Below are 21,013 nucleotides of genomic sequence, written 5' to 3'. Positions count from 1 at the left end.
GATACATACAAAAAGGGTCGTTTTCACGACCCTTCCGAAATCATTTATTTTCCATTTCGAATTTCTTCATGAATTCCACTAATTTTTCCACGCCTTCCACGGGCATCGCGTTATACATACTAGCGCGCATGCCGCCGACGGTGCGGTGACCTTTCAGGTTTTCAAAGCCCTGGGCTTTGGCTTCCTGAATGAATTTGGCGTTCAGTTCTTCTGTAGGCAGAACGAAGGCCGCATTCATCAGGGAGCGGTCTTTCTTTACAACGGTACCTCTGAACAGTTTGGACTGGTCTAAGAAATCATACAGGATACCAGCCTTATATTCATTGATCTTTTGCAGAGCCGCAACGCCGCCCTGTCTCTTTACCCATTCAAATACCAGGCCCATAAAGTAGATGCCGTAGGTAGGGGGTGTGTTGTAAAGGGAATTATTTTCTGCGTGGATATCATAACGCAGCATGGTCGGTGTGAAATCCATGGCGTTGCCCAACAGGTCTTCTCTCACGATGACTACGGTTACGCCGGCGGGGCCTAAGTTTTTCTGTGCCCCTGCGTACAGCAGTCCGAATTTGGTAATATCGATTTCCTGAGAGAGGATGGAAGAGGACATATCGCCCACCAAAGGCACATTGCCTGTATCGGGCAATTCTGTCCAGCGTGTGCCGTAGATGGTGTTGTTCAGTGTGATATAGAAATAATCCGCTTCGGGGTCGAATTTAGATTGATCTAGTTCGGGGATGTGGTCGAAGGTTGAATCTGCTGAGGAAGCAACGATGTTCACTTTGCCGTACCGTTCTGCTTCCGCCGCCGCTTTTTTCGCCCACTGTCCGGTGATGACATAATCCGCTTTGTTGTTTTTGTTCATCAGGTTCATGGGGATCATGGCAAACTGGGTTGAGCCGCCGCCCTGCAGGAACAAAATCTTATAGTTATCAGGAATATGCATCAATTCTTTGAGATCAGCCTTCGCTTTATTCAAAATGTTCTCAAAAACTTTTGAACGGTGGCTCATCTCCATCACTGACATGCCCGCTGAAGGGTAACAAACCAGCTCGCGCTGTGCCTGTTCCAGAACTTCCAAGGGCAGCATGGAAGGACCTGCTGAGAAGTTGTATACTCTTTTTTCCATAGATAAGCCTCCTTAAGTATTTATTGGCAGACACATGACCGCCTAATACGGACATTGCCGATAGGGAAATTATAGCACTTTAAAAATTTCAGTCAACAAAAAAATGGGATTTTTTTTGTCCCACCTTGTATTTTGGCAGAACGAGCAAATTTTGATAGAAAAATAACGAAAAGGACTGGTAAAAATGACGGACAGATGTCTTTGTAATACATACAAAATTGTTTTTTGTCCATTGTATACATAGAAAAACACGGAAAATTAATCGAAAATATTCTATTTAACGAAAATTATTGATTATCTTTGCCGGGTATGATATCATACTTTAAAACAGAAGGTGAAAAATGGGAAAGGAGGATAAAAAATGATTTCAGAGAAGCAGGATCGCAGAGTGAAACGGAGCAAAGCACTGATGCGAGATGCCCTCATCGGGCTGATGAAGGAAAAGCCCTTCAGTGAGATCACAGCAAAGGATATTACGGATCGGGCAGATCTGAATCGGGCAACCTTTTATCTTCATTATAATAATGTATTTGGGCTGTTGGATGAATTGGAAAATGAGGCGGTGGAAGGCTTTTCCCGTATGCTGGAAAAAGCGGAGATCCGTCAGGATGCGGCTTGGGAATATCCCATCATTGGGCATATCTGTGATTATATTGTGGAAAACCCTAATCTATGCCGCTGTCTGCTGCTGAATCCCCGCAGCGACCGCCTGACAGAGAAGCTGACGGAAATCATGAAGCAGAAGGTGCAGAAGGTGCGGCAGGAAATGGGGCTGGAGGTAGAAACCCATAAAGCCGATTATATCCATCAGTTTATTGCCCATGGAGCCATGGGCATGGCGAAGCAATGGCTGATGGAGGGGATGCCCCTTTCCAAGGAAGAAATGATGGATTTGGCGGAAAAAATAGTTCGCCCCATTTTCCAAATATTGATTCCGTCGGAGGAGAAGAAGTAAAAAGCATTGGAATAAAAAATGTAAAGGAGTATAAGGAGATATGCGGAACGGAAAAAAGACAGCTTTGGCAATATTGCTGGCGGGCTGCTGTGCCTTCAGCGGCTGCGGCACCCAAGCAGAAGAAACAGAACAAGTGGAACAGGGAAATTTTGTAACAGGCACGGTGGAATGTAAAGAGGTTTATGTTCGTGCGAAGATCCCCGGCTATCTGACGGATATCCCTATTGAGGAAGGGCAGGAGGTCAAGGAAGGCGACCTGCTGTTTTCCAGCGACAAGCGGGATGTGCAGGTGAAGCAGACACAGGCTTCTGCAACGGCACAGGCAGCGGCAGGGCAGGTGGAAGCGGCGAAAAACGCCGTACAGGCGGCAGCGGCAGTGGTGGATAAGGCCAATGCCAATGTGCAGCTTTTGGAAACGGAATATGCAAAATATCAGGAATTGTATGCCATGGATGCTGTTTCTCAGGATAACATGGATAAGCTGACGACCCAGTTGGAGGCGGCAAGACTGGATGCACAAGCGGCGGCAGCCCAGCAGCAGGCGGCTCAGGGGCAGTATGAAGCGGCAACGGGGCAGCTGCAGGCAGCCAAGGGCGTGCTGGCAGAGGTGAACCTGAACCTGAGCCAGACTTCCCAGTATGCACCCTGCAACGGTATGGTTACTATGATCTCCTCTTCCGTAGGGGAACTGATCGGCAGCGGTACTACCATTGTAACTTTGACAGATTACGGTGACCGCTGGATTACGGCAAATGTGGATGAATATGAGATCGGCAAGCTGCGGATCGGCCAGGAGATCCCCCTAACCAGCAAGGCTTACCCTGATACCATCTTCCATGGCAAGATCGTCAATATCAGCAAAAATCCTGATTTTGCCATCAAAAAATCTACCAATGAGCTGAACGACCAGGATGTCGTTACATACGAAGTGAAAATCGCCCTTTCCGGGGAGGATGACATCATGCTTTACCCGGGTATGCTGGTGCGTGTAGACCTGGATAAAGTGGGTGAGGCACAATGATTCTGACATTTTTCAAGGGGTTTTGGCGGGAGCTTTTGCGGCTTTTGAAGGACCCCCGAGGGCTGTTCATGTTTTTGATTGCCCCCTTGCTATTGAATATAGTGGTCTGCGGTGCCTTTCAGAAGGGGATTGTCAACCATATCCCTCTGGCGGCGGTGGATACTGTTTCCTCGGCAAAGACCAGAGAGCTGATTCGTGCCTTTGATGAATCCGACCGTTTCGATGTAACGGCGGTCTTGCAGGATACGGAGGAGGCAAAACGGATGCTGGAGGCCGGCGAGGTGGAGGGCATCATCGTCATCCCTGAAAATTACACCAGAGCCTTGCAGTTGGGTCAGCAGGCAGAGGTGCTGGTGGGCGTCAACAGTGCCAATAATCTGGTGGGGAACAGTGCGGTGGTTTCCATCATGCAGGTGGTTAAGACCGTTTCTACCCAGATTGCCGTCAAAAGCTATGTGGCAACAGGCAGCAGCATTGCCGAAGGGACAGCCAAGGTCATGCCCGTTTCCACAGTGCTGCGTCCCTGGTTCAATCCCCAGTTCAGCTATTTGATGTATCTGGGGCTGGGCTTGACGGGGCTGGTCTATCATCAGCTTTTCCTGATGGCGGTGGCCAGTGCCTTTGGCGAGGAAAAAAAGGAGGGCATCCTGACGGGCACCATGCCCAAAAGGGACTGCATCCTGCATTTCTTCAATAAGATGATTTTTTACGGTGTAGTTGGTTTCTTGAACATTTTGCTGAATTATGCTGTCATTATGAAGCTGTTCGGCTTTCCCATGCGGGGCAGGCAGGCAGACCTGACATTGCTGTGCGGCTGCTTTGTGTTCTGTCTGCTGGGCTTTGGGGCGCTTTTGGGGCTGCTCTGCAAAAATACCATCCACGCCATGCAGTGGCTGATGGCTCTGACCTATCCCTTCTTCATCCTGTCGGGCTTTTCCTGGCCCCATACGGAAATGCCCACGGCATTGGTGCAGGCGGCAAATCTCTTGCCTGCAACTCATTTTTTGAGCCCTGTGCGGGATATCGTTCTCATGGGCATTGGTTTTGAGCGGGCGTCGCTGGCCCATAGCAGAAATATGCTCCTGCTGTTGGGCGTGATCGCCTTCCTGCTGAGCCTTGTGGTATTTTTCTGGAAGGTGCAGCGGGCAGAAAAGAGACAAACAATGGGAGAGGAGGTCGCGGAAGCATGAAAGCCTTTGTAACATTCTTTTTGCGGGAGTGGAAGTATCTGCTGAAACGCCCTCGTTCTCTGGTGTTGATGATATTGATTCCTATTTTTGTAACTTGCATCTGCGGCAGCAGCTACGCCAAGGGATATTTTTCCGACTTGAAAATGGGCGTGGTGGACTATAGCTACAGCAAGCAGACCCGGGAAGTGGTGGAAGCCTTCCGTCAGTCTCCCTATTTCGATATCGTTGGCTATTATGGCGATGAGGAAGAGATCGCCGAAGCCATGCGGGATGGCGAGATCGTGGGCTGTCTCATCTTCCCTGCGGATTTCACCAGAAAGCTGCAGCTGGGACAGCAGGCAGAAGTGCTGCTGGGTTCCAGTGCGGTAAATATGGGCTACGGCAGTACCATCAACTTGAAAGGCTCCGAGGTTTTGGGCACCGTTTCCACCCAGATGGCAGTAAAAAGCCTTGTAGCCAAGGGGGAAACGGTGGACGATGCCTTGGCAACCATGAACCCTGTAGGCTTTTATACCCGCCAGTGGTATAACCCCACCAATAATTTCAGCTATTTCCTGACCTTTGGCTTCGTTGCGGCAACGGTGCAGCAGGTTTTGGTTTATTTTGCCGCCATTTCCTTGGTACGGGAAAAGGAGAGCGGACATCTGGAGGAAATGAGAAGCATTTCCAAAAGCACCACATTGCCCGTCCTTGTGAAATGTCTGGTGTATCTTATGATTTCTCTGCTGGCGTGGGGCATCTGCTCCTATATCATCCGAGGGGTCTATGATATCCCCATGAAGGGGAGCTGGCAGGTTTGGCTGGCATACAGCAGTTTATTTTTGCTGTCCATCATTGCCATGGGGCAGTTCTTTTCTTCCTTTATGCCAAACCCTGTGCTGGCAACGTCCCTTTCCCTGGTATTCACCTCACCTTCTCTGGTTTTGAGCGGGTATACCTGGCCCACCATCGCATTGCCTGCCTTTTATCAAAAGCTGGCGCAGGTGTTCCCCCTGACCCATTTTGTCATTGGCTACCGCAATGTGGCCTTGACGGGCTGCGGGTTTGAGGCAATCCGTAGGGAAATGATGGTTTTGGGCGGCATTTCAGTGGTCTGCTTGGTGTTGAGCTGTATCATTTGGCACCTGCGGCTGGCCCGTATGGAGAAAAAGGCACAGCAAGGGACTGTGGAGATGGAAGAAAATACGCCTGTGCAGGCATAAGAAAGGAGTTACGGGATATGAAATTCTATCAATATAAAAAAGCGTGCGCCCTGCTGGTGACGGGGGCATTGACTGCGGGAATGGCTGTTCCTGCCTTTGCGGCGGAACCGAAGCAGGCCGAGGAAACAACAGAACCAACGGCGGAAGCCCCCAAGGCAGAGCCTATGACCTTGGAGGAGATTCAAGAACTGGTGCTGAAAAATAACCGCATCAAAACCAAGCTGGCGCTGAATCTGGAAAAGGTTGCCGCCGGCATCAGTGCCATTGATGATGGCTTGAAGGATTTGCAGGATTCCCAGGATGATGCGGCAAGGGCAAGAAAGCAGGCCAGTCTGTCTGCCAGTCAGGGGCAGGCAGCAACGGGACAAATCATAGAGGGAGCAGAGAACGGTGCTTTCGGCCCATTAGGCGGTACATTGGGGGGATTGGCTACTATCAGCAGTGGCCTGCTTTCCGGTACAGTAAAAACTGCCAGTGCCATGGAGGATATGGTGGACAGCGTTGCCGACCAGCAGCGGGATACCTTGGAGGACCAGCAGAAGGAACTGAAAAATACCAAACAGGACTTGAATAAGACCAAGGAGGACTGGGATAACGAAGCCCTGGCGGTGACACAGCTTTTGGTAACAAAAACGGTGCAGGTGGAAAAGGGCGTCAGCCTGTTGAGCCAGAAGCAGGCCCTTTTGGAACGGGTCTGCCAGATTGAAGAAAAGAAAGCGGAGCTGGGCTTCAGCACCTCCACAGACCTTTCCGGCAAACAACTGGAGGTTTCCCAAGGGGCGAAGGATTTGCAGGATGCCAAGGACGGGCTGACTCTGCTGAAACGGCAGCTCAACGACCTGATGGGGCGGGAATTGGACGAGGAACTGAACATTACCCCGCCGACGCTGACCCGCACCATTGAAACAGCCCCCGCATACAGCGAGGAGCTGCTGAAAACGGCCACAGATAAAAGCTATGCCCTAAAAGCTCTGCGGCGGGATAAACAGCAGGCGGAAAAGGATTCCAAGGATACCACTAAATATGACGGGCAGATTAAGGCCAGCAGGCTGGATATGGACTTGGCGGATGTTGCCATGGAGGATGAGCAGGCTAATATCGCTAACGACCTGAAAAAGAAGCTGGACGGCATCAATGCGGCGGCGGCAGTATATCAGAATAAAAAAGACGCTTACGCCAAGGCAAAGACAGAATGGGAGCAGCAGCAGGCTTCTGCAAAGCTGGGGTTGGTTTCCGCAGTGGAATTGCAGGCCTTGGAACTGCAATTTGAGCAGACGGAAATGGAATTGTCAGAAGCGGCCTATGCTTATGACTTGGCTTGGGCGGAATACAATATGCTGATGGATGGCACCACATTGGATATCTATGATACCTATAAGGCGCAGCTTGGCTAAAAAATAAGGAAAAGGAACGGGAATGTAGTGGCGGCTTAAGAAACACACTCTATGGATTTTATTGATTTCTTAAGCCGCACTGCGAGGATGTCCCGAAATAAGAAAACATTTTGTTTTCTTTTAGGGACTCCTCTAAACTCTCCCGTTCTTTTTTTGCAAAAATGGAAAAATTAAGAGTGATTTTCAGAGGAAAATAGAAGAAACAGCGGAAAAACAGGCTTTTTCCCTTCGTTTGTAACCCTCACCTAGGGGGAGAGTTTTTGATAAGACTGTCTATTTGAAAGAAAAAATTTGTCGTTTTTCTCTTGACTATGCCTTTCTGGGATGTTTTACTATAAAATCGGAAGAAGCCACAGGGATTGTGGCAAAACGGAGGAGGGTAAGTTATGAAGAAAAAAGAATTATCTATCCTGTCCCTATTTTTGATGGGCGGTGCGCTGTTTGCCATGCATTTTGGGGCGTCCAGCATGATTTGGCCCATGACATGGGGGAAAGAAAGCGGAAGTGCCGTCTTTTTGGCATATATCGGCGTTTTTATTACGGCATTGCTGCTGCCCTTGCTGGCCTATGTGGCATTGTCCAGAGGAAAGGGGACATTCCTTTCTGTTACGACCCGTGCGCTGCCGAAATTCGGACAGTTTTTCTGCGGGGCGACCATTATGATCTTAGGCCCCCTGTATGTCATTCCCCGTATGAGTGCTGCTTCTTGGGATGCCATCATGCAGATCACGGGGCTGCAAATGGATTCCATGCTGCCTATCGTGCTGTTTTCCTGCGGCTACTATCTCTTGACCTATTGGTTTGTTTCCAGCCGTTCCAAAATGGTGGATAAAATCAGCAATATCCTGTTCCCCGTACTGGTTATCATCGTGATTGGGGTTATCGCAAAGGGTTTGGCAACCCCCATTTCCACATGGGCAGAGCCCAGCTATGACAAGCCGCCCATCGTCTATGGCTTCACAGAAGGCTATGCCACCGGTGACCTGCTCTGCGGGCTGGTGTTTGGCATCATCATTTTGAATAACCTGCGGGAAAAGGGCGTGCCGGAAAATCGTCTGAATCTTATGATTATCAAGGTGGGCGTGATTGGCATTGGAATGCTTTGCCTGACCCATCTGGGGCATATGTTGGTGGGTTCCTTTGTGGGAGATACGCTGGATTTGCAGTATGCTTCTTTATATACACAAGTGGTTCTGGAGCTTTGGGGCAAAATAGGCGGTGTATTTTTCAGCATTGCTTTGGTCTTTGCTTCCCTGACCACAGCCATCGGGCTGACGGCGGCAACGGCGGAATATTTTGAGGAAGCCACCGAAGGCAGGCTGACCTACCGCAAAGGCACTATTTTGGTGCTCATCGGCAGCACCATCATCGGCAGCATTGGCCTGAATACCATCGTGGCGTTTTTCGCGCCCCTGTTGGATGCCTTTTATCCCGGTGCCATCGTTATCACCCTGTATTATTCCTTTATGCCCAATTGCTTGGATGCCAGAAAGCTGAACGCTATGCGTTTCGGCGTTATCGTCTCCTTCATCATGGGGATGCTTGATGTTCTGTATACCTATAACGACCTGTTTGGGCTGCACATTCAGGCGTACAATGATTTTTACAGCAGAATCCCTCTGGCGGCATATAAGCTGAGCTGGGTGCCTTTTGCCATCGTGTTCATGCTCATTGGGTATTTTTGTTACCGTGAAAAAACAACGGTACAGGGAAAGACTGTAAAAGAATAAACCTTTGGAAACCTGCTTTCGGCTTGGTCGGAGGCGGGTTTTTCTGCGGGTGACAGAAGGCGGCCCCTATGCTATACTTTGTATAAAGAGAGCAGAAAAGAAAGGAGCAAAACAGCATGAAAGTGATTGATTTGACACAGACCATTTGCAAGGATATGCCCGTTTTCCCCGGTACAGCCCCCGCAAGGCTGGAGGTGGCCAATACCTTTGAAACAGACGGCTTTCGGGAGACCATGTTCCACATCACTTCCCATACAGGAACCCACATGGATGCCCCCTATCATCTTTATCCCGAGGGGACAAAGCTGGACGAAATGCCCGCCGAACAATTCGTGGGGAAAGCCCTTGTCATCGACTGCCGGGATTTGCAAGCAGGGGATGAAATCGGCATGGCGCGCATCGAAAAGGTGAAAGAATTGGCAGATGCGGCAGAGTTTCTGCTTTTCAATACAGGATGGGATAAAAACTGGGGCAAAGAAGAATATTTCGGGAACTATCCCGTTATCAGCATGGAGATTTGCCGGTATGCCTTGGACAGCGGCAAAAAGGGCGTAGGTTTCGATACCATCGGCATTGACCCTGTGGCGGATATGCTTTTGCCCAGACACAAAATGCTCCTTGGCAATGGGGATATGATTATCATGGAAAACCTGACCAATCTGGATAAAATTGGCGGCGGACTGTTCACTTTGGCAGCTCTGCCCCTGAAATATAAAGAAGCCGACGGTGCGCCCATCCGTGCCGTTGCCATCATGGAAGAATAAAAAAGCAAATTTTTCCCCTTCCCTACATATCCTTTACAAAAGGAGGAGGTAGGATGAAGGGGATTTTTTTACGGAAAGAATGGGGCAGCATTTTTTGCTGTCTGTGTATCATCGGGGCTTGCTTGGTGCATACGGCTTTGGGGCAGAAAGCGGAGGATGCCATGTTTCCCATGCTCCATGCCACCATTGTGCTGGATGCAGGCCATGGCGGCTGGGACCCGGGCAAAACAGGCACCAATGGCGCCGATGAAAAGCTGCTGAATCTGGCGGTGGTGGAAAAGCTGGCGGATTACCTGGAGCAGGGCGGCGCAGAAGTCATCCTGACCAGAGACAGCGATGATGCCCTGGGCAAGGGGAAAAAGGCGGATATGGCGGAGAGGAAGAAAATTGCCAATGAAACGGGGGCAGATATCCTTGTTAGCATCCATCAAAACGCTTTTCCTTCCGCCAGAGCCAAGGGAGCCCAGGTCTTTTATCATGAGAGCAGCGAAAAGGGAAAGGTTTTGGCAGAGTGCGTGCAGGAAAGCCTGCGGAGCCGGGTGGATGGCAGCAATATCCGCCAGGCCAAGGAGAATAAGGATTACTACATATTAAGGACTACGGAGATTCCTGCCGTCATCGTGGAGTGCGGCTTCCTTTCTAATGCGGAGGAAGAAAGACTGCTGAATGATGCCGAATATCAGGAAAAACTGGCATGGGCGATTTACTGCGGTATCCTTGACTATTTTGAAAAAATCAGTATCATCTAAACTAGAGAGGTATCGATTTTCATCCGAATAGAGAGGAATTTTATATGGAAAATAATTTTGAAAAACTGGGGCTGCGTCCTGCCTTGGGGGAAGCCTTGGTGAAGCAGGGGATCGAAACCCCCACAGAAATACAGCAGAAAATGATTCCCGAGATTTTGGCAGGGAAGGATGTTATTGGCCGTTCCGAAACAGGCTCCGGCAAAACCCTGGCCTATCTGCTGCCTATTTTTGAAAAGTTGGATTTGAATATCAGAGGGACACAGGCGATCATCCTGACTCCTACCCACGAACTGGCGGCTCAGGTATTCCGTCAGGCGGAGCTGCTGCAGGAAAATTCCGGCATTGAAGCGGGTTGTGTCCTGCTCATTGGCGCGGCGGGCATCGGCAGGCAGATGGAAAAGCTGAAAGCAAAGCCCCGTATCGTGGTGGGCTCTGTGGGGCGCATTTTAGACCTCATCCGCAAGAAAAAAATTCAGGCGCATCTGGTAAAGACCATCGTTCTGGATGAAGGAGACAGATTGATGGACGACGGCAACGTGGAGGATGTGGAGGCAGTCATCAAAACCACCCTGAAGGAACGGCAGATCGTTCTGCTCTCTGCCTCTGTCAGCGGGGAAGCTAAGAAAAAGGCGGCCAGGCTGATGAAGGCGGATGCGGTGGATTTGGAGGCGAAAAGCGGCGGCATCGTGCCAAAGGGGATCCATCATTACTATATCCTTTCTGCCCACAGAGAAAAATTTGCCAATCTGCGGAAAATCCTGGCGGGGGAAAAGCCTGCCAAGTGCATGATTTTCCTGAATAACCCTGAAAATATCGAAGTAACTGTGGATAAGCTGAATTACCATGGCATCAAAGCGGCGGGTATCTATGGGCAGGCCAGCAAGATGGACAGAAAGAACGCCATGGAGGATTTCCGGGAAGGACGCATCAATGTGCTGGTAGCTTCCGATATTGGTTCCCGTGGGCTGGATATCGAAGGGGTGACCCATATCATCAATTTGGATGTTCCCGAAGAACCCACCCATTATCTGCACCGGGCGGGACGCTGCGGCAGAAAGGGCATGGAAGGCACTGCTATCACCATCGTAACACCCTATGAACGAAAATGGATTCATAAATATGAAAAGGCATGGGGGCTGCAGTTTGAGCAAAAGGAAATGTCCTATGGCAAGCTGGTGGACAGCCAGAAAACCAAAAAGGATATTGTAAAACCCATCAAAAAGAAAAAGCCTGTCATAGAGGATAAATGGGTGGAAGGCGATGGTTGGGGCGATTTTGAGGATTGGGGCGATTTAGATGATTTCGCCATTGAAACCGACACACCCAAGAAAAAGGATAAAAAAGGGAAAAATGATTTCCCCTTTGCATCTTCCAAGCCTAAGAAAAAAGGCGGAAAAAAAGGTAAATCCAGTAAGAAAGAGGACGAAACCCTGGGCTTCTTTGCGAAAAAAGCGAAAAAACTTGCCGAAAAAGAGGCAAACCGCCAAAAAAGTCAAAAAAAATAATTGTCCAAAGGGCGATTATCGGTTATCATGATAGGGAAGTATAATTTTAAAGAAGATTTTAAGGAGGATACGACAATGTGCGATAAATGCGGATGCGGTCACGATCACGACCACGATCATGTACACGAAGAAATGGAAATGGAAACATTGACACTGACACTGGATGACGATACAGAAATGGAATGCGGGATTCTGGGTGTTTTTGCAGTAGATGGGATTGAAGGCAAGGAATATATTGCCCTTCTTCCTCTGGAAGATGAAACAGTTCTGCTGTATGAATACAAGGAAAACGAAGAAGGCATCGAACTGCTGAATATCGAAAGCGATGATGACTTTGAAAAGGTTTCCAATACATTCTATGATCTGTTTGAAGACGAAGAAGAATGATAAAATGAAAAAGGGCGGGGATGGGTGACTGTTCCCGCCTGTTTTTTTCATATACCAAAGATTGTAAATCATGGGTAAGGCGAAGTCTTACGAATGGCTTAAAAATATGAAAAGAAAATAGCAAAAGATAGGAGAAAGACGTATGAAAGGAAAACGTATGACAGCTTTGGCAATGGCGGCCATGCTGGGGGTTTCTGCGGTGCAGCCTGTTTTTGCGGCGGATTGGCAGAGTGCAAACCCGCTGATCGCCCATGCCTTGGGGGAAGCTGATGGAAAAATTGAAACAAATTCCAAGGAAGCCTTTATCACTTCTTGGGAAAATGGATTCCGGGTGGTAGAGGGGGATTTTACCTATACCTCTGATGGCACACTGGTATTGCGTCATGATTTTGATGCCGATGGTTCTTATTACCGCCTGGAAATCGAACCCAGCGGAAATTTGGTGATGGATTCCAAGACCTTTGTGGAAACGCCTGCAATTTATGAACAGACCCCCATTACGGCGGTAGATCTGCTCTATCTGATGCTGGAATATCCGGATATGTATCTGGTGACGGATACAAAGGATACGGATAAGGCAACGGTACAGCGGCAGTTCAGCGATTTGAAAAATATTGCGACCAATATTGGCGCACCGGAAATTTTAGATCGTATTATTCCGCAGATTTATAATAAAGAAATGCTGGGGTGGATTCGGGAAATCTATCCTTTCCAGGATTGGATTTTTACCCTTTACCTGATGACCAATCCTAACTATGGGGAGATTGCTTCTTTCTGTGCTGCCAATGGCATCGATACAGTGACGCTCCATTATGAACGTGCGACAAAAGAAAATGTCAGTGTATTGAAGGCAAAAGGGCTGAAAGTCTATGCCCATACGGTAAATCGTTATCTGATGTTTGAAGATTTGCTGGAAATCGGGGTGGATGGCATCTATACCGACCGTATCAAGCCCTATGAACTGGAATGGGTAGGGCTGGAAAACAGCAGAAAAACGGAAGAACAGATCTTTGATGTCAATGGGAAGGAAATGACCTTCACGACATTGGATATTTTGGGAAAAGCCCATGTTCCTCTCCGGCAGCTGGCAGAAGCGGGAAAGAAATTCTCCGCAGAATATAACAAAGAAGCCGGAACTTTAAATTTGACTCTGGGCAAAAAATTCACCACATTGGGTAATGAGATGCTCATGGATGACAGCGGCAGACTGGTGACGAAAAAAGCAGATTTTAAGCTGCTGGTAGATGGCAAGGAAACCGGCATTCAGTGCTTCTATGTGGATGGAGAGGTTTATGCGCCTGTGGAGGAGATTCTTGCTTTTATCTAAATCAGGATTTTGATGCGTTGAAACAGACCCGTTTGGGTCTGTTTTCTTATGGAAAAAAGCAGTCTTAAGACTTTTTTTGTTGTTTTTTGTCGAAAACCGCCGTAAGATAGAAGGGATAGGAAAGCATAAAGGAGGAACTGCCTTGAACGAGCAGAAAAAGAGACGTTTGAGACGCCTGTATTTCAAAACCCTTGCCATCACTTTGGCGGTCTGTATCGCCCTGATGGGGGCTGCTTACGGCGTATTTTTATATTTGGTGGGCGGCTTGAACCGTTCGGATATTGATGAAAGCAATCTTTCTGTCAATGAACAGTATGGTGATGATAAGATCATGAATATCGCCCTGTATGGGGTGGATTCCCGCAATAATGATTACGAAGGGCGTTCCGATGCCATCATGATTGCCTCTATCAACGGCAAGACGGGCAAGGTCAAGCTGATCTCCATTGCCAGAGATACTTATGTTTCTGTTCCTGGCTATTATGATACGAAAATCAACCATGCCTATGCTTACGGCGGCCCAGAGCTTGCTATCCAGACCCTGAATGAAAATTTCGGCATGAATATCACCGATTATGTTACCGTCAATTTCGATTCTCTGGCGGAAGTCATTGATGAGATGGGCGGCGTCATGGTGGATGTGACAGAAGCGGAGCGGCAGCAGGTCAATGCGTATCTTTTGAGCGGCGAGCCTCTGCGGGAAACGGGCTATATCAACTTGAACGGCCCCCAGGCGGTCAGCTATTCCCGTATCCGCAAAATCGACAGCGACAGCATGCGTGCTTCTCGCCAGCGGGAAGTGCTGGCTTCTCTTTTTGAAAAAGCAAAAGAGATCAACCCGCTGGAATACCCTTCCTATGTGCGGAAATTTGCGCCTATGGTGGAAACCTCTTTGAGCAATGAGGAGATTTTGAAGATTGCATCGGTGGGGCTGAAGGGCAGCGACCTTGCCCTGGAACAGGCGGCCTTCCCCAATGATTCCATTGCTTCTACAGGGCAGATCATCAACGGCGGCTGGTATTATGTGTATGATTTGGAACAGGCAAAGGACATGCTGCGGCAGTTTATTTATGAGGATATTCCCTTTGAGCAGTATGGTGTGGCGGAAGAATCCATAGAAAAAACCGAATGAATGATTCCAAAAGTCAAATGAAAATTTTTGAAAAAAGAGGTTGACAAAAAATTTCAGCGAGGTATAATGAGGTACAAGTTCAAAAGTGAAAGGCAATGAAAAGAAGAGTACATCTTGGAAGATTTTACAGAGAACCTCTGGTAGCTGGGAAAGAGGAAATACGGAAAAGATGGAAGATGGTCTTGGAGCCGCGCACCGAGAGGAATCCCCTTTAGGCTGCGACGGGAGCGCCCGTGACAGCGTCAGAGTATCGGCGGAATGCCCGTACTTGATAAGGCCACAGCCGTGAGGCTATGGTGAATTAGGGTGGTAACACGAAGCAGATATGCTCTCGTCCCTTTGGTTGATATAATCAGAGTGATGAGAGCTTTTTTATTGTATTTTTACTGTAATTGAGAAAAGGTGGTTTCAAAATGTCTGAAAAAGAAACGATGATCCGCTTAGAGGGCATCAAAAAACGCTTCCGCACCAAAGCGGGCGAATTGGAAGTGCTCCACGGCGTGAGCGCGGATATTAAGAAGGGAGAGGTTTTTGGTATCATCGGGCTGAGCGGTGCCGGCAAAAGCACACTGGTACGCTGCATCAACCTGTTGGAACGCCCTACAGCCGGTAAGGTTTGGCTGGATGGGGTAGAGCTGACCTCCCTGCCGGAAAAGGAACTGAGAGAACAGCGCAGACACATGGGCATGATCTTCCAGCAGTTCCATCTCTTGATGCAGAGAACCGCTCTGGAAAATGTCTGTTTCCCTCTGGAGATCAGCGGCGTACCAAAAGCACAGGCGAAGGCAAGGGCTTTGGAATTGCTGGAGCTGGTTGGTCTGGCAGACAGAACGGATTCCTATCCTGCACAGCTTTCCGGCGGCCAGAAGCAGAGAGTAGCCATCGCCAGAGCATTGGCCACAGAGCCCAAGGTGCTTCTTTGCGATGAAGCAACCTCCGCATTGGACCCTAACACAACGGCAGGCGTCCTTGCCCTGCTGAAGGATATCAACGCGAGACTGGGTATCACCATTGTGGTCATTACCCATGAAATGAGCGTAATCCAGGAAATCTGCGATAGGGTTGCTATTATCGACGGCGGCCTGATTGCGGAAGAAGGCAGCGTAGAAGAAATCTTCCGGGCGCCCAAAACAAAGATCGGCCAGGAACTGGTAATGCACGAAGGCAGCAACCGGGAAGCCTATACAGGCAAGCTGCCCTATAGCTATCGCTTGGTATTCAAGGGCGGCAGTGAAAATGAGCCGGTTCTGGGGCAGATGATGATCGAGCTGAAGGCCCTGGTAAATATTCTGGCGGCAAATACCAGAACCATCGATAATCAGGCCTACGGCCAGATGGTGGTACAGTTCCCCGAGGATAAAGAACTGAGAGAAAAGATGATTCAATATCTGACAAACAGAGGCGTTGTGGTAGAGGAGGTAGAGTATGTTTAAGGAAGGTATGCTGGCCCTTGTGGGTCAGGGGTTTCTTGAAACCATTTATATGACAGTCATCTCCACGGCTTTGGCATATTTGGTGGGTCTGCCCCTTGGTTTGATTCTGGTGGTGACAGATAAGGATGGAATCCATCCCGTTTCTTGGCTGAATAGCCTGTTGGGGCTGATTATAAATTTCTTCCGCTCCGTTCCCTTTTTGATTCTGCTGATTGCATTGATGCCTTTTACAAAGGCCATTGTTGGCACTGTTATCGGCTCCAAGGCGGCGATCGTAGGGCTTTGGGTAGCGGCGACCCCCTTTATCGCCAGAATGGTGGAATCTTCCCTAAAGGAAGTGGAGGTCGGCGTGATTGAAGCGGCCCAGTCTATGGGGGCTTCTCCCTTCCAGATTATGACAAAGGTGCTGCTGCCGGAAGCAAAGCCTTCTCTTTTGGTGGGGGCGGCTATCAGCATCACAACGATTCTGGGCTATTCCGCAATGGCAGGGATTGTCGGTGCCGGCGGCTTGGGTGCCATTGCCATCAACTATGGCTATTACCGTGGGCAGGAAGATGTTATGTATATCATGGTGGTTCTGCTGGCAATTATCGTGCTGGTATTCCAAGAACTGGGGATGCGTATTTCCAAACGCACAGACAGAAGACTGTAAGCCCCGCAAGGGATTTACATATAAAAAACAAAAACAATTTTAAAGTTTTACAACAAGGAGGAAATGTATTATGAAGAAATTTTTTGCAATCTTGCTGACAGGCGTGCTGACATTGGGCCTGGCTGCCTGCGGCGGCTCTGAAGAAGCAGCAACAGATGACACAGCGGCAGAAGCTATCACACTGAAAATCGGCGCTTCTCCCACACCCCATGCTGAAATCCTGGAAGCAGCAAAAGAAGAACTGGCTGCAAAGGGCATCAACCTGGAAATCGTTGAATTTACAGATTATGTTCAGCCCAACCTGGCAACAGAATCCGGCGACCTGGATGCAAACTACTTCCAGCATGGCCCTTATTTGGAATCCTTCAATGAAGAACAGGGCACCAATCTGGTTTCCATCGGCCAGGTACACTTTGAACCTATGGCAATCTACGCTGGTACAGTAACAGATCTGTCTGCTATCCCCGAAGGCACAAAAGTTGGTATCCCCAACGATGGTACAAACGGCGGTCGTGCACTGCTGCTGCTGGAAGCAAACGGTCTGATCAAGCTGGATCCTGAAGCTGGTATTTCTGCAACAAAACTGGATATCGTAGAAAATCCTCTGAATCTGGAAATTATCGATATGGAAGCTGCTCAGCTGCCTCTGTCTCTGGGCGATCTGGGTATTGCTGTTATCAATGGTAACTATGCAATGCAGAATGGCCTGACATCTGATGATGCTCTGGCAATCGAATCCGCTGATTCCGAAGCTGCGAAAACATATGGCAACGTAGTTGTTGTAAAAGCAGGCAATGAAAATGCACCCGGTCTGGCAGAACTGATGGAAGTACTGCAGGGCCCTACAATCGCTGAATTCATCAACAGCACATACGGCGGCGCAGTTGCTCCTATGAACTAAAAAGGCCTTGAGGGCTTTGCCCTCAAACTCCTACGAGGGGATAATCTCCTCGACCCTATAAGCAAAAAAGACGACCTATGGTCGTCTTTTTTTGTACATTATCAGTGGAAAGGTTCGGAAAACCTTTAAGGGTTTCTGAATCAATTCTACAGAGGGGGCTTTGCCCACTCGAGGAGAATAGTTGTGTATGGCGAAGAAAACACTACCGCCGTTAGGCTGCTTGCCGTAGGTAAGTGCTTTGACAAAGTTTCAAGCCTGCGCAGGAACTCATTTGTTCATACTTCTATTTTTTTTACAACAAAAAGGCTTGAAGCCAATAGGCTGAGCCTTTTTGTTAAGCAAAAGCGCCTTATTGCTTGCCCGTAGAGCCATGTCCGCCTCTGTCCGCATTACCAAGGTTTTCCACTTCATCAAACACCAGTGCAGGCTGATGCTCGAAGATACGGAACTGGCAGATACGGTCATTTACCTCAATGACAGTATCCCGCAGGGCATAGGCAGGCATGAACCATTGGTCATTGTTGCCACAGTAGCTTTCATCCACGATGCCACAATGGTTGGTCTGGATGATGCCGAAATTTTTGAAGGTGGAGCTACGGGGCACGATATGGGCTTCATAGCCCTTGGGCAGCTGCATGGCGATGCCCAGAGGGATGAGCTTAAATTCCCCTGCTTTCAGTTTTACATGCTCCGCCGCCCGCAGGTCGATCCAGTCGGATTTGCCGTCGATGTAGCGCAGTTTTTCGATTTTATCACTCAAATATTTAATTTTAATCGTTTCCATAAATTTATCCTTTCTGTTAGCAAAAGCGTATGCTTTTGCAAATGGGGGTTGAGGGGAATCATTCCCCTCGTAGGGTGCTCGAGGGACAACGTCCCTCGAAAATCATTCTGCGTTGTATAAGTAAAGAGAACTGTTTTTCAAAGATTTCTGCACATCAATGATGCGCTGGTTGAAGCTGCCCTTCCAATGGAGCTTTGTATCCTTCAAATCCTCTACAAATTTTCCGTCTACCAATACATCAATATATTGCATCAGGGGGAGGGCACTGATCTCCTCCCAACGATAGCCGGTGTAAAGCCAGATATTCTTATCGGGAAATTCCAGCTTGACTTTTCTCGCCAGCCGTTCGATGCCCATGCGGTTGCCTTCGTAAAGGGGATCGCCGCCGCTGAAGGTGATGCCGCTGATATAATCCCTGCTGAGGATAGAGAATAACTCTGCTTCGGCATCTTTATCAAAGGGAATCCCGCCGTTGGGATCCCAGGTGAAGGGGTTGTGGCAGCCTTTGCAGTGGTGAGAGCAGCCGGCCACCCAAAGCACCACTCGCAGCCCTTCGCCGTTGAGCATATCGTCTTTTGTAATATTATGATACCGCATTACATACTCTTCCTTTCTGCGATTTCCGCCATTTTCGCATCGTTCAGGCGGGTGTCGCCCTTCACACGGGAATAGGAGAGATAGCCGTTCATTCTCTCGATTTTTGTTAGATTTTTGCTGCCGCATTTGGGGCAAACGTCCATTTCCAATTCCTGATGTCCGCAGTCGTCACAATAAGCCAGAGAAAGGTTGACCCCTTCATAGAAGCCCATCTTCATGGCACGGCGTACCAGCGTGCGGATGGCGTCCAGATTGTAGTCGATGGGATATTTGACATACTGGATCTTGCCGCCGTTGGAAAGATCCCAGAAGCGTTTTTCCAGATCCTGTTTTTCGATGGGGGTGATATCCTCCGTGACGTGGCAGTGGAAGCTGTTGCTGACATAGGGTCTGTCGGAAACATTTTCGATCACGCCGTATTTCTTGCGGAACTGGGTCACCTGCAGGCCGCAAAGGCTTTCCGCAGGGGTGCCATAGATGGCATAGAGATTTCCATCGGCTTTTTTAAATTCCGCAATCTTATCGTTGATATGCTGTAGGGTGTCGATGGCGAATTGTCCGTCCTCCACCAGAGATTTGCCGTTATGCAGTTCCTGTAATTCATTCAGAGCCGTGATACCGAAGGATGCTGTTGCAGATTTCAGCAAAGGCTTGATCTTATCGTGGATGCCCAGATGACCGCCGTAGAAACCGCCCTCGCAATAGGCCAGGGGGTTGGTAGAAGCCCGCATTTCCCCCAGATAGGCATAGGTGCGGATATGCAGCTGACGGATCAGTTCCAGATAGTAGTCCAGCACTTCATAGAAGGGCTTGCTTTCCTGTTTTGCCTTGGCGTAAATCATAGGCAGATGCAGGCTGACAGCACCGATGTTGAAGCGTCCCACAAAAACGGGTTTATCGTTTTCATCGGCAGGCTCCATGCCGCCCCGTTCGAACCAAGGGGACAGGAAAGCACGGCAGCCCATGGGGCTGACGATGGCACCGTATTTTTTATACATTTCCGCCACATAGCCTTCCCCTGTCAGGGAAAGCCAGTCGGGATACATAGTCTTGGAGGAGCAGAGGATGCCTGCTTCAAAAACATCCTCCAGTTCCTTGCCGGGACCGTGAAGGTTTTCATCATAGAGGAAAACCAGCTTGGGAAAAAGAACGGGCTTCTTGCAGTTCTTTTTGCCCTGTCCCTTTCTGCGGACGTTCAGCATGGTGATGGAAGCGATTTTCGCAAATTTGCCTGTGCCTGTGCCAAAGGTCATGGTGATGAAGGGATAATCGCCGCGGCTGGATGCAACGGTATTAAATTTATATTCCCAGCCCTGAAAGCCTTGGTCGAAATCCTTCTGGATATCCTTCATGGCTTCTCTGTCGGCTACGCGGGCGGTCAGGCCCATGTCGATGTAGCGGCGGTAATATTTTTCATAACTCTTTTCCGCAAAGGGCTCCAGCAGCAGGTCTACAGAAGGCACCGTAAAGCCGCCGTATTGCTGGCTGGCTGCGGAAAGAACGATATCACCGATGACGTCGAAAGCAACCTCCAGGGTTTTCGGCTCGTTGTACCACAGGTTGCCCATCTCGAAGCCCCCGGTCAGCACTTCTTTTACATTGAACAGGCAGCAGTTCATGGTATCTCTGCGGGCGGACATATCATGGATATAGATATAGCCATCTCTGCAGGCCTGCAGTTCTTCTGTTGTCATGAAAAATTTCTGATACAGCTCTTTATTCAGCTGATTGAACACAAGGCTGCGCTTGGTGGAGACCAGCGCACTGTCTGTATTGCTGTTTTCCTTATCGCCGATATACATGATGGACTGGCTTTTTTTGTATACTTCGTCCAGCATTCTAACGAAATCCTGTTTATAGTTGCGGTAATCCCGATAGCTTTTGGCAACTTCTGGTTTGACCTTCTCCAAAGCGCCCTCTACGATATTGTGCATCTGGGCAATGGGGATGCCCTCCTGTCCCAGGGAACGGGCTTTTTCTTCTACATATTCACAGATGAAATCCAGTTCTTCCTGGGTGAATTTTACCATGGCACGATATGCTGATTTATTGACAGCCGTTACGACCTTTTGGACGTTCCAGGCTTCGTGGGTGTTATCTTTTTTGATGACGTACATTTATTTTTCCTCCTTTACAGGCAGATGTTCTAAAAATAGACTCTTTT

General features: G+C 48.9%; 19 protein-coding genes and 1 other annotated feature. Of the genes, 15 read left to right on the top strand and 4 right to left on the bottom strand.

All coding sequences use genetic code 11. From position 1 onward, the window contains the following. Positions 1–40 precede the first annotated feature (40 nt). Positions 41–1,126, bottom strand: a complete 1,086-nt coding sequence (gene serC / locus ACI39P_RS02090) for a 3-phosphoserine/phosphohydroxythreonine transaminase (RefSeq protein WP_439719059.1) — start codon at positions 1,124–1,126, stop codon at positions 41–43. A 361-nt stretch (positions 1,127–1,487) separates the two neighbouring features. Between serC and ACI39P_RS02085 the strand changes: the two genes are divergently transcribed. The 15 genes from ACI39P_RS02085 (at position 1,488) to ACI39P_RS02015 (ending at position 17,468) form a co-directional block, all read left to right on the top strand. Further along, on the top strand, positions 1,488–2,081 hold the full coding sequence (locus ACI39P_RS02085; RefSeq protein ID WP_439719058.1) for a TetR/AcrR family transcriptional regulator C-terminal domain-containing protein: 594 nt from the start codon (positions 1,488–1,490) through the stop codon (positions 2,079–2,081). Positions 2,082–2,121: 40 nt separating this feature from the next. Continuing rightward, the gene (locus ACI39P_RS02080) at positions 2,122–3,102 is read left to right on the top strand and encodes an efflux RND transporter periplasmic adaptor subunit (protein ID WP_439719057.1); all 981 of its coding nucleotides are present in this window, start codon (positions 2,122–2,124) and stop codon (positions 3,100–3,102) included. Then, entirely contained in the window at positions 3,099–4,292 is a 1,194-nt protein-coding gene (locus ACI39P_RS02075) for an ABC transporter permease (protein ID WP_439719056.1), read from the top strand. Before ACI39P_RS02080 ends, ACI39P_RS02075 begins: the two co-directional genes overlap by 4 nt. Further along, on the top strand, positions 4,289–5,494 hold the full coding sequence (locus ACI39P_RS02070) for an ABC transporter permease (RefSeq protein WP_439719055.1): 1,206 nt from the start codon (positions 4,289–4,291) through the stop codon (positions 5,492–5,494). The genes ACI39P_RS02075 and ACI39P_RS02070 overlap by 4 nt, the downstream gene beginning before the upstream one ends. A 17-nt stretch (positions 5,495–5,511) precedes the next feature. Further along, positions 5,512–6,888, top strand: coding sequence for a TolC family protein (locus tag ACI39P_RS02065; protein WP_439719054.1), 1,377 nt, complete (start codon positions 5,512–5,514; stop codon positions 6,886–6,888). Positions 6,889–7,274: 386 nt separating this feature from the next. Beyond that, positions 7,275–8,618, top strand: a complete 1,344-nt coding sequence (locus ACI39P_RS02060) for a branched-chain amino acid transport system II carrier protein (RefSeq protein WP_439719053.1) — start codon at positions 7,275–7,277, stop codon at positions 8,616–8,618. 116 nt (positions 8,619–8,734) lie between these two features. Next, entirely contained in the window at positions 8,735–9,382 is a 648-nt protein-coding gene (locus tag ACI39P_RS02055) for a cyclase family protein (RefSeq protein WP_439719052.1), read from the top strand. A gap of 53 nt (positions 9,383–9,435) precedes the next feature. After that, on the top strand, positions 9,436–10,131 hold the full coding sequence (locus tag ACI39P_RS02050) for an N-acetylmuramoyl-L-alanine amidase (protein ID WP_439719051.1): 696 nt from the start codon (positions 9,436–9,438) through the stop codon (positions 10,129–10,131). A 44-nt stretch (positions 10,132–10,175) separates the two neighbouring features. After that, positions 10,176–11,636 (top strand): DEAD/DEAH box helicase, encoded by a 1,461-nt coding sequence (locus tag ACI39P_RS02045; RefSeq protein WP_439719050.1) that lies wholly within the window; start codon positions 10,176–10,178, stop codon positions 11,634–11,636. Between the two features lie 75 nt (positions 11,637–11,711). Further along, entirely contained in the window at positions 11,712–12,023 is a 312-nt protein-coding gene (locus ACI39P_RS02040) for a DUF1292 domain-containing protein (protein ID WP_439719049.1), read from the top strand. 142 nt (positions 12,024–12,165) lie between these two features. Continuing rightward, on the top strand, positions 12,166–13,350 hold the full coding sequence (locus tag ACI39P_RS02035) for a glycerophosphodiester phosphodiesterase family protein (protein ID WP_439719048.1): 1,185 nt from the start codon (positions 12,166–12,168) through the stop codon (positions 13,348–13,350). 142 nt (positions 13,351–13,492) lie between these two features. Next, positions 13,493–14,482 carry an LCP family glycopolymer transferase gene (locus tag ACI39P_RS02030; RefSeq protein WP_439719047.1) on the top strand — a complete coding sequence of 330 codons (990 nt, stop codon included), beginning with the start codon at positions 13,493–13,495 and terminating at the stop codon, positions 14,480–14,482. A gap of 86 nt (positions 14,483–14,568) precedes the next feature. Then, positions 14,569–14,824, top strand: a binding site (T-box leader). A 71-nt stretch (positions 14,825–14,895) separates the two neighbouring features. Beyond that, the gene (locus tag ACI39P_RS02025; protein ID WP_439719046.1) at positions 14,896–15,915 is read left to right on the top strand and encodes an ATP-binding cassette domain-containing protein; all 1,020 of its coding nucleotides are present in this window, start codon (positions 14,896–14,898) and stop codon (positions 15,913–15,915) included. Next, complete coding sequence (locus ACI39P_RS02020; RefSeq protein ID WP_439719045.1) at positions 15,908–16,567, top strand: methionine ABC transporter permease MetI; 660 nt, start codon at positions 15,908–15,910, stop codon at positions 16,565–16,567. Before ACI39P_RS02025 ends, ACI39P_RS02020 begins: the two co-directional genes overlap by 8 nt. Positions 16,568–16,637: 70 nt before the next feature. Continuing rightward, the gene (locus ACI39P_RS02015; protein WP_439719044.1) at positions 16,638–17,468 is read left to right on the top strand and encodes a MetQ/NlpA family ABC transporter substrate-binding protein; all 831 of its coding nucleotides are present in this window, start codon (positions 16,638–16,640) and stop codon (positions 17,466–17,468) included. A 349-nt stretch (positions 17,469–17,817) separates the two neighbouring features. On the opposite strand, the gene ACI39P_RS02010 is transcribed toward ACI39P_RS02015, so the two are convergent. The 3 genes from ACI39P_RS02010 to nrdD form a co-directional block, all read right to left on the bottom strand. Then, positions 17,818–18,252 carry a dUTP diphosphatase gene (locus tag ACI39P_RS02010; RefSeq protein ID WP_439719043.1) on the bottom strand — a complete coding sequence of 145 codons (435 nt, stop codon included), beginning with the start codon at positions 18,250–18,252 and terminating at the stop codon, positions 17,818–17,820. Between the two features lie 102 nt (positions 18,253–18,354). Continuing rightward, positions 18,355–18,849 carry an anaerobic ribonucleoside-triphosphate reductase activating protein gene (gene nrdG, locus ACI39P_RS02005; RefSeq protein ID WP_439719042.1) on the bottom strand — a complete coding sequence of 165 codons (495 nt, stop codon included), beginning with the start codon at positions 18,847–18,849 and terminating at the stop codon, positions 18,355–18,357. Further along, complete coding sequence (gene nrdD / locus ACI39P_RS02000; RefSeq protein WP_439719041.1) at positions 18,849–20,966, bottom strand: anaerobic ribonucleoside-triphosphate reductase; 2,118 nt, start codon at positions 20,964–20,966, stop codon at positions 18,849–18,851. The genes nrdG and nrdD overlap by 1 nt, the downstream gene beginning before the upstream one ends. Between the last annotated feature and the right edge of the window lie 47 nt (positions 20,967–21,013).

Origin of the sequence: Anaerotignum sp., assembly GCF_051877975.1 — a bacterium.
GTDB lineage: Bacteria > Bacillota > Clostridia > Lachnospirales > Anaerotignaceae > Anaerotignum_A.
Note: the sequence above shows the minus strand (reverse complement) of the source record. Positions and strands in the feature narration are given on the sequence as shown.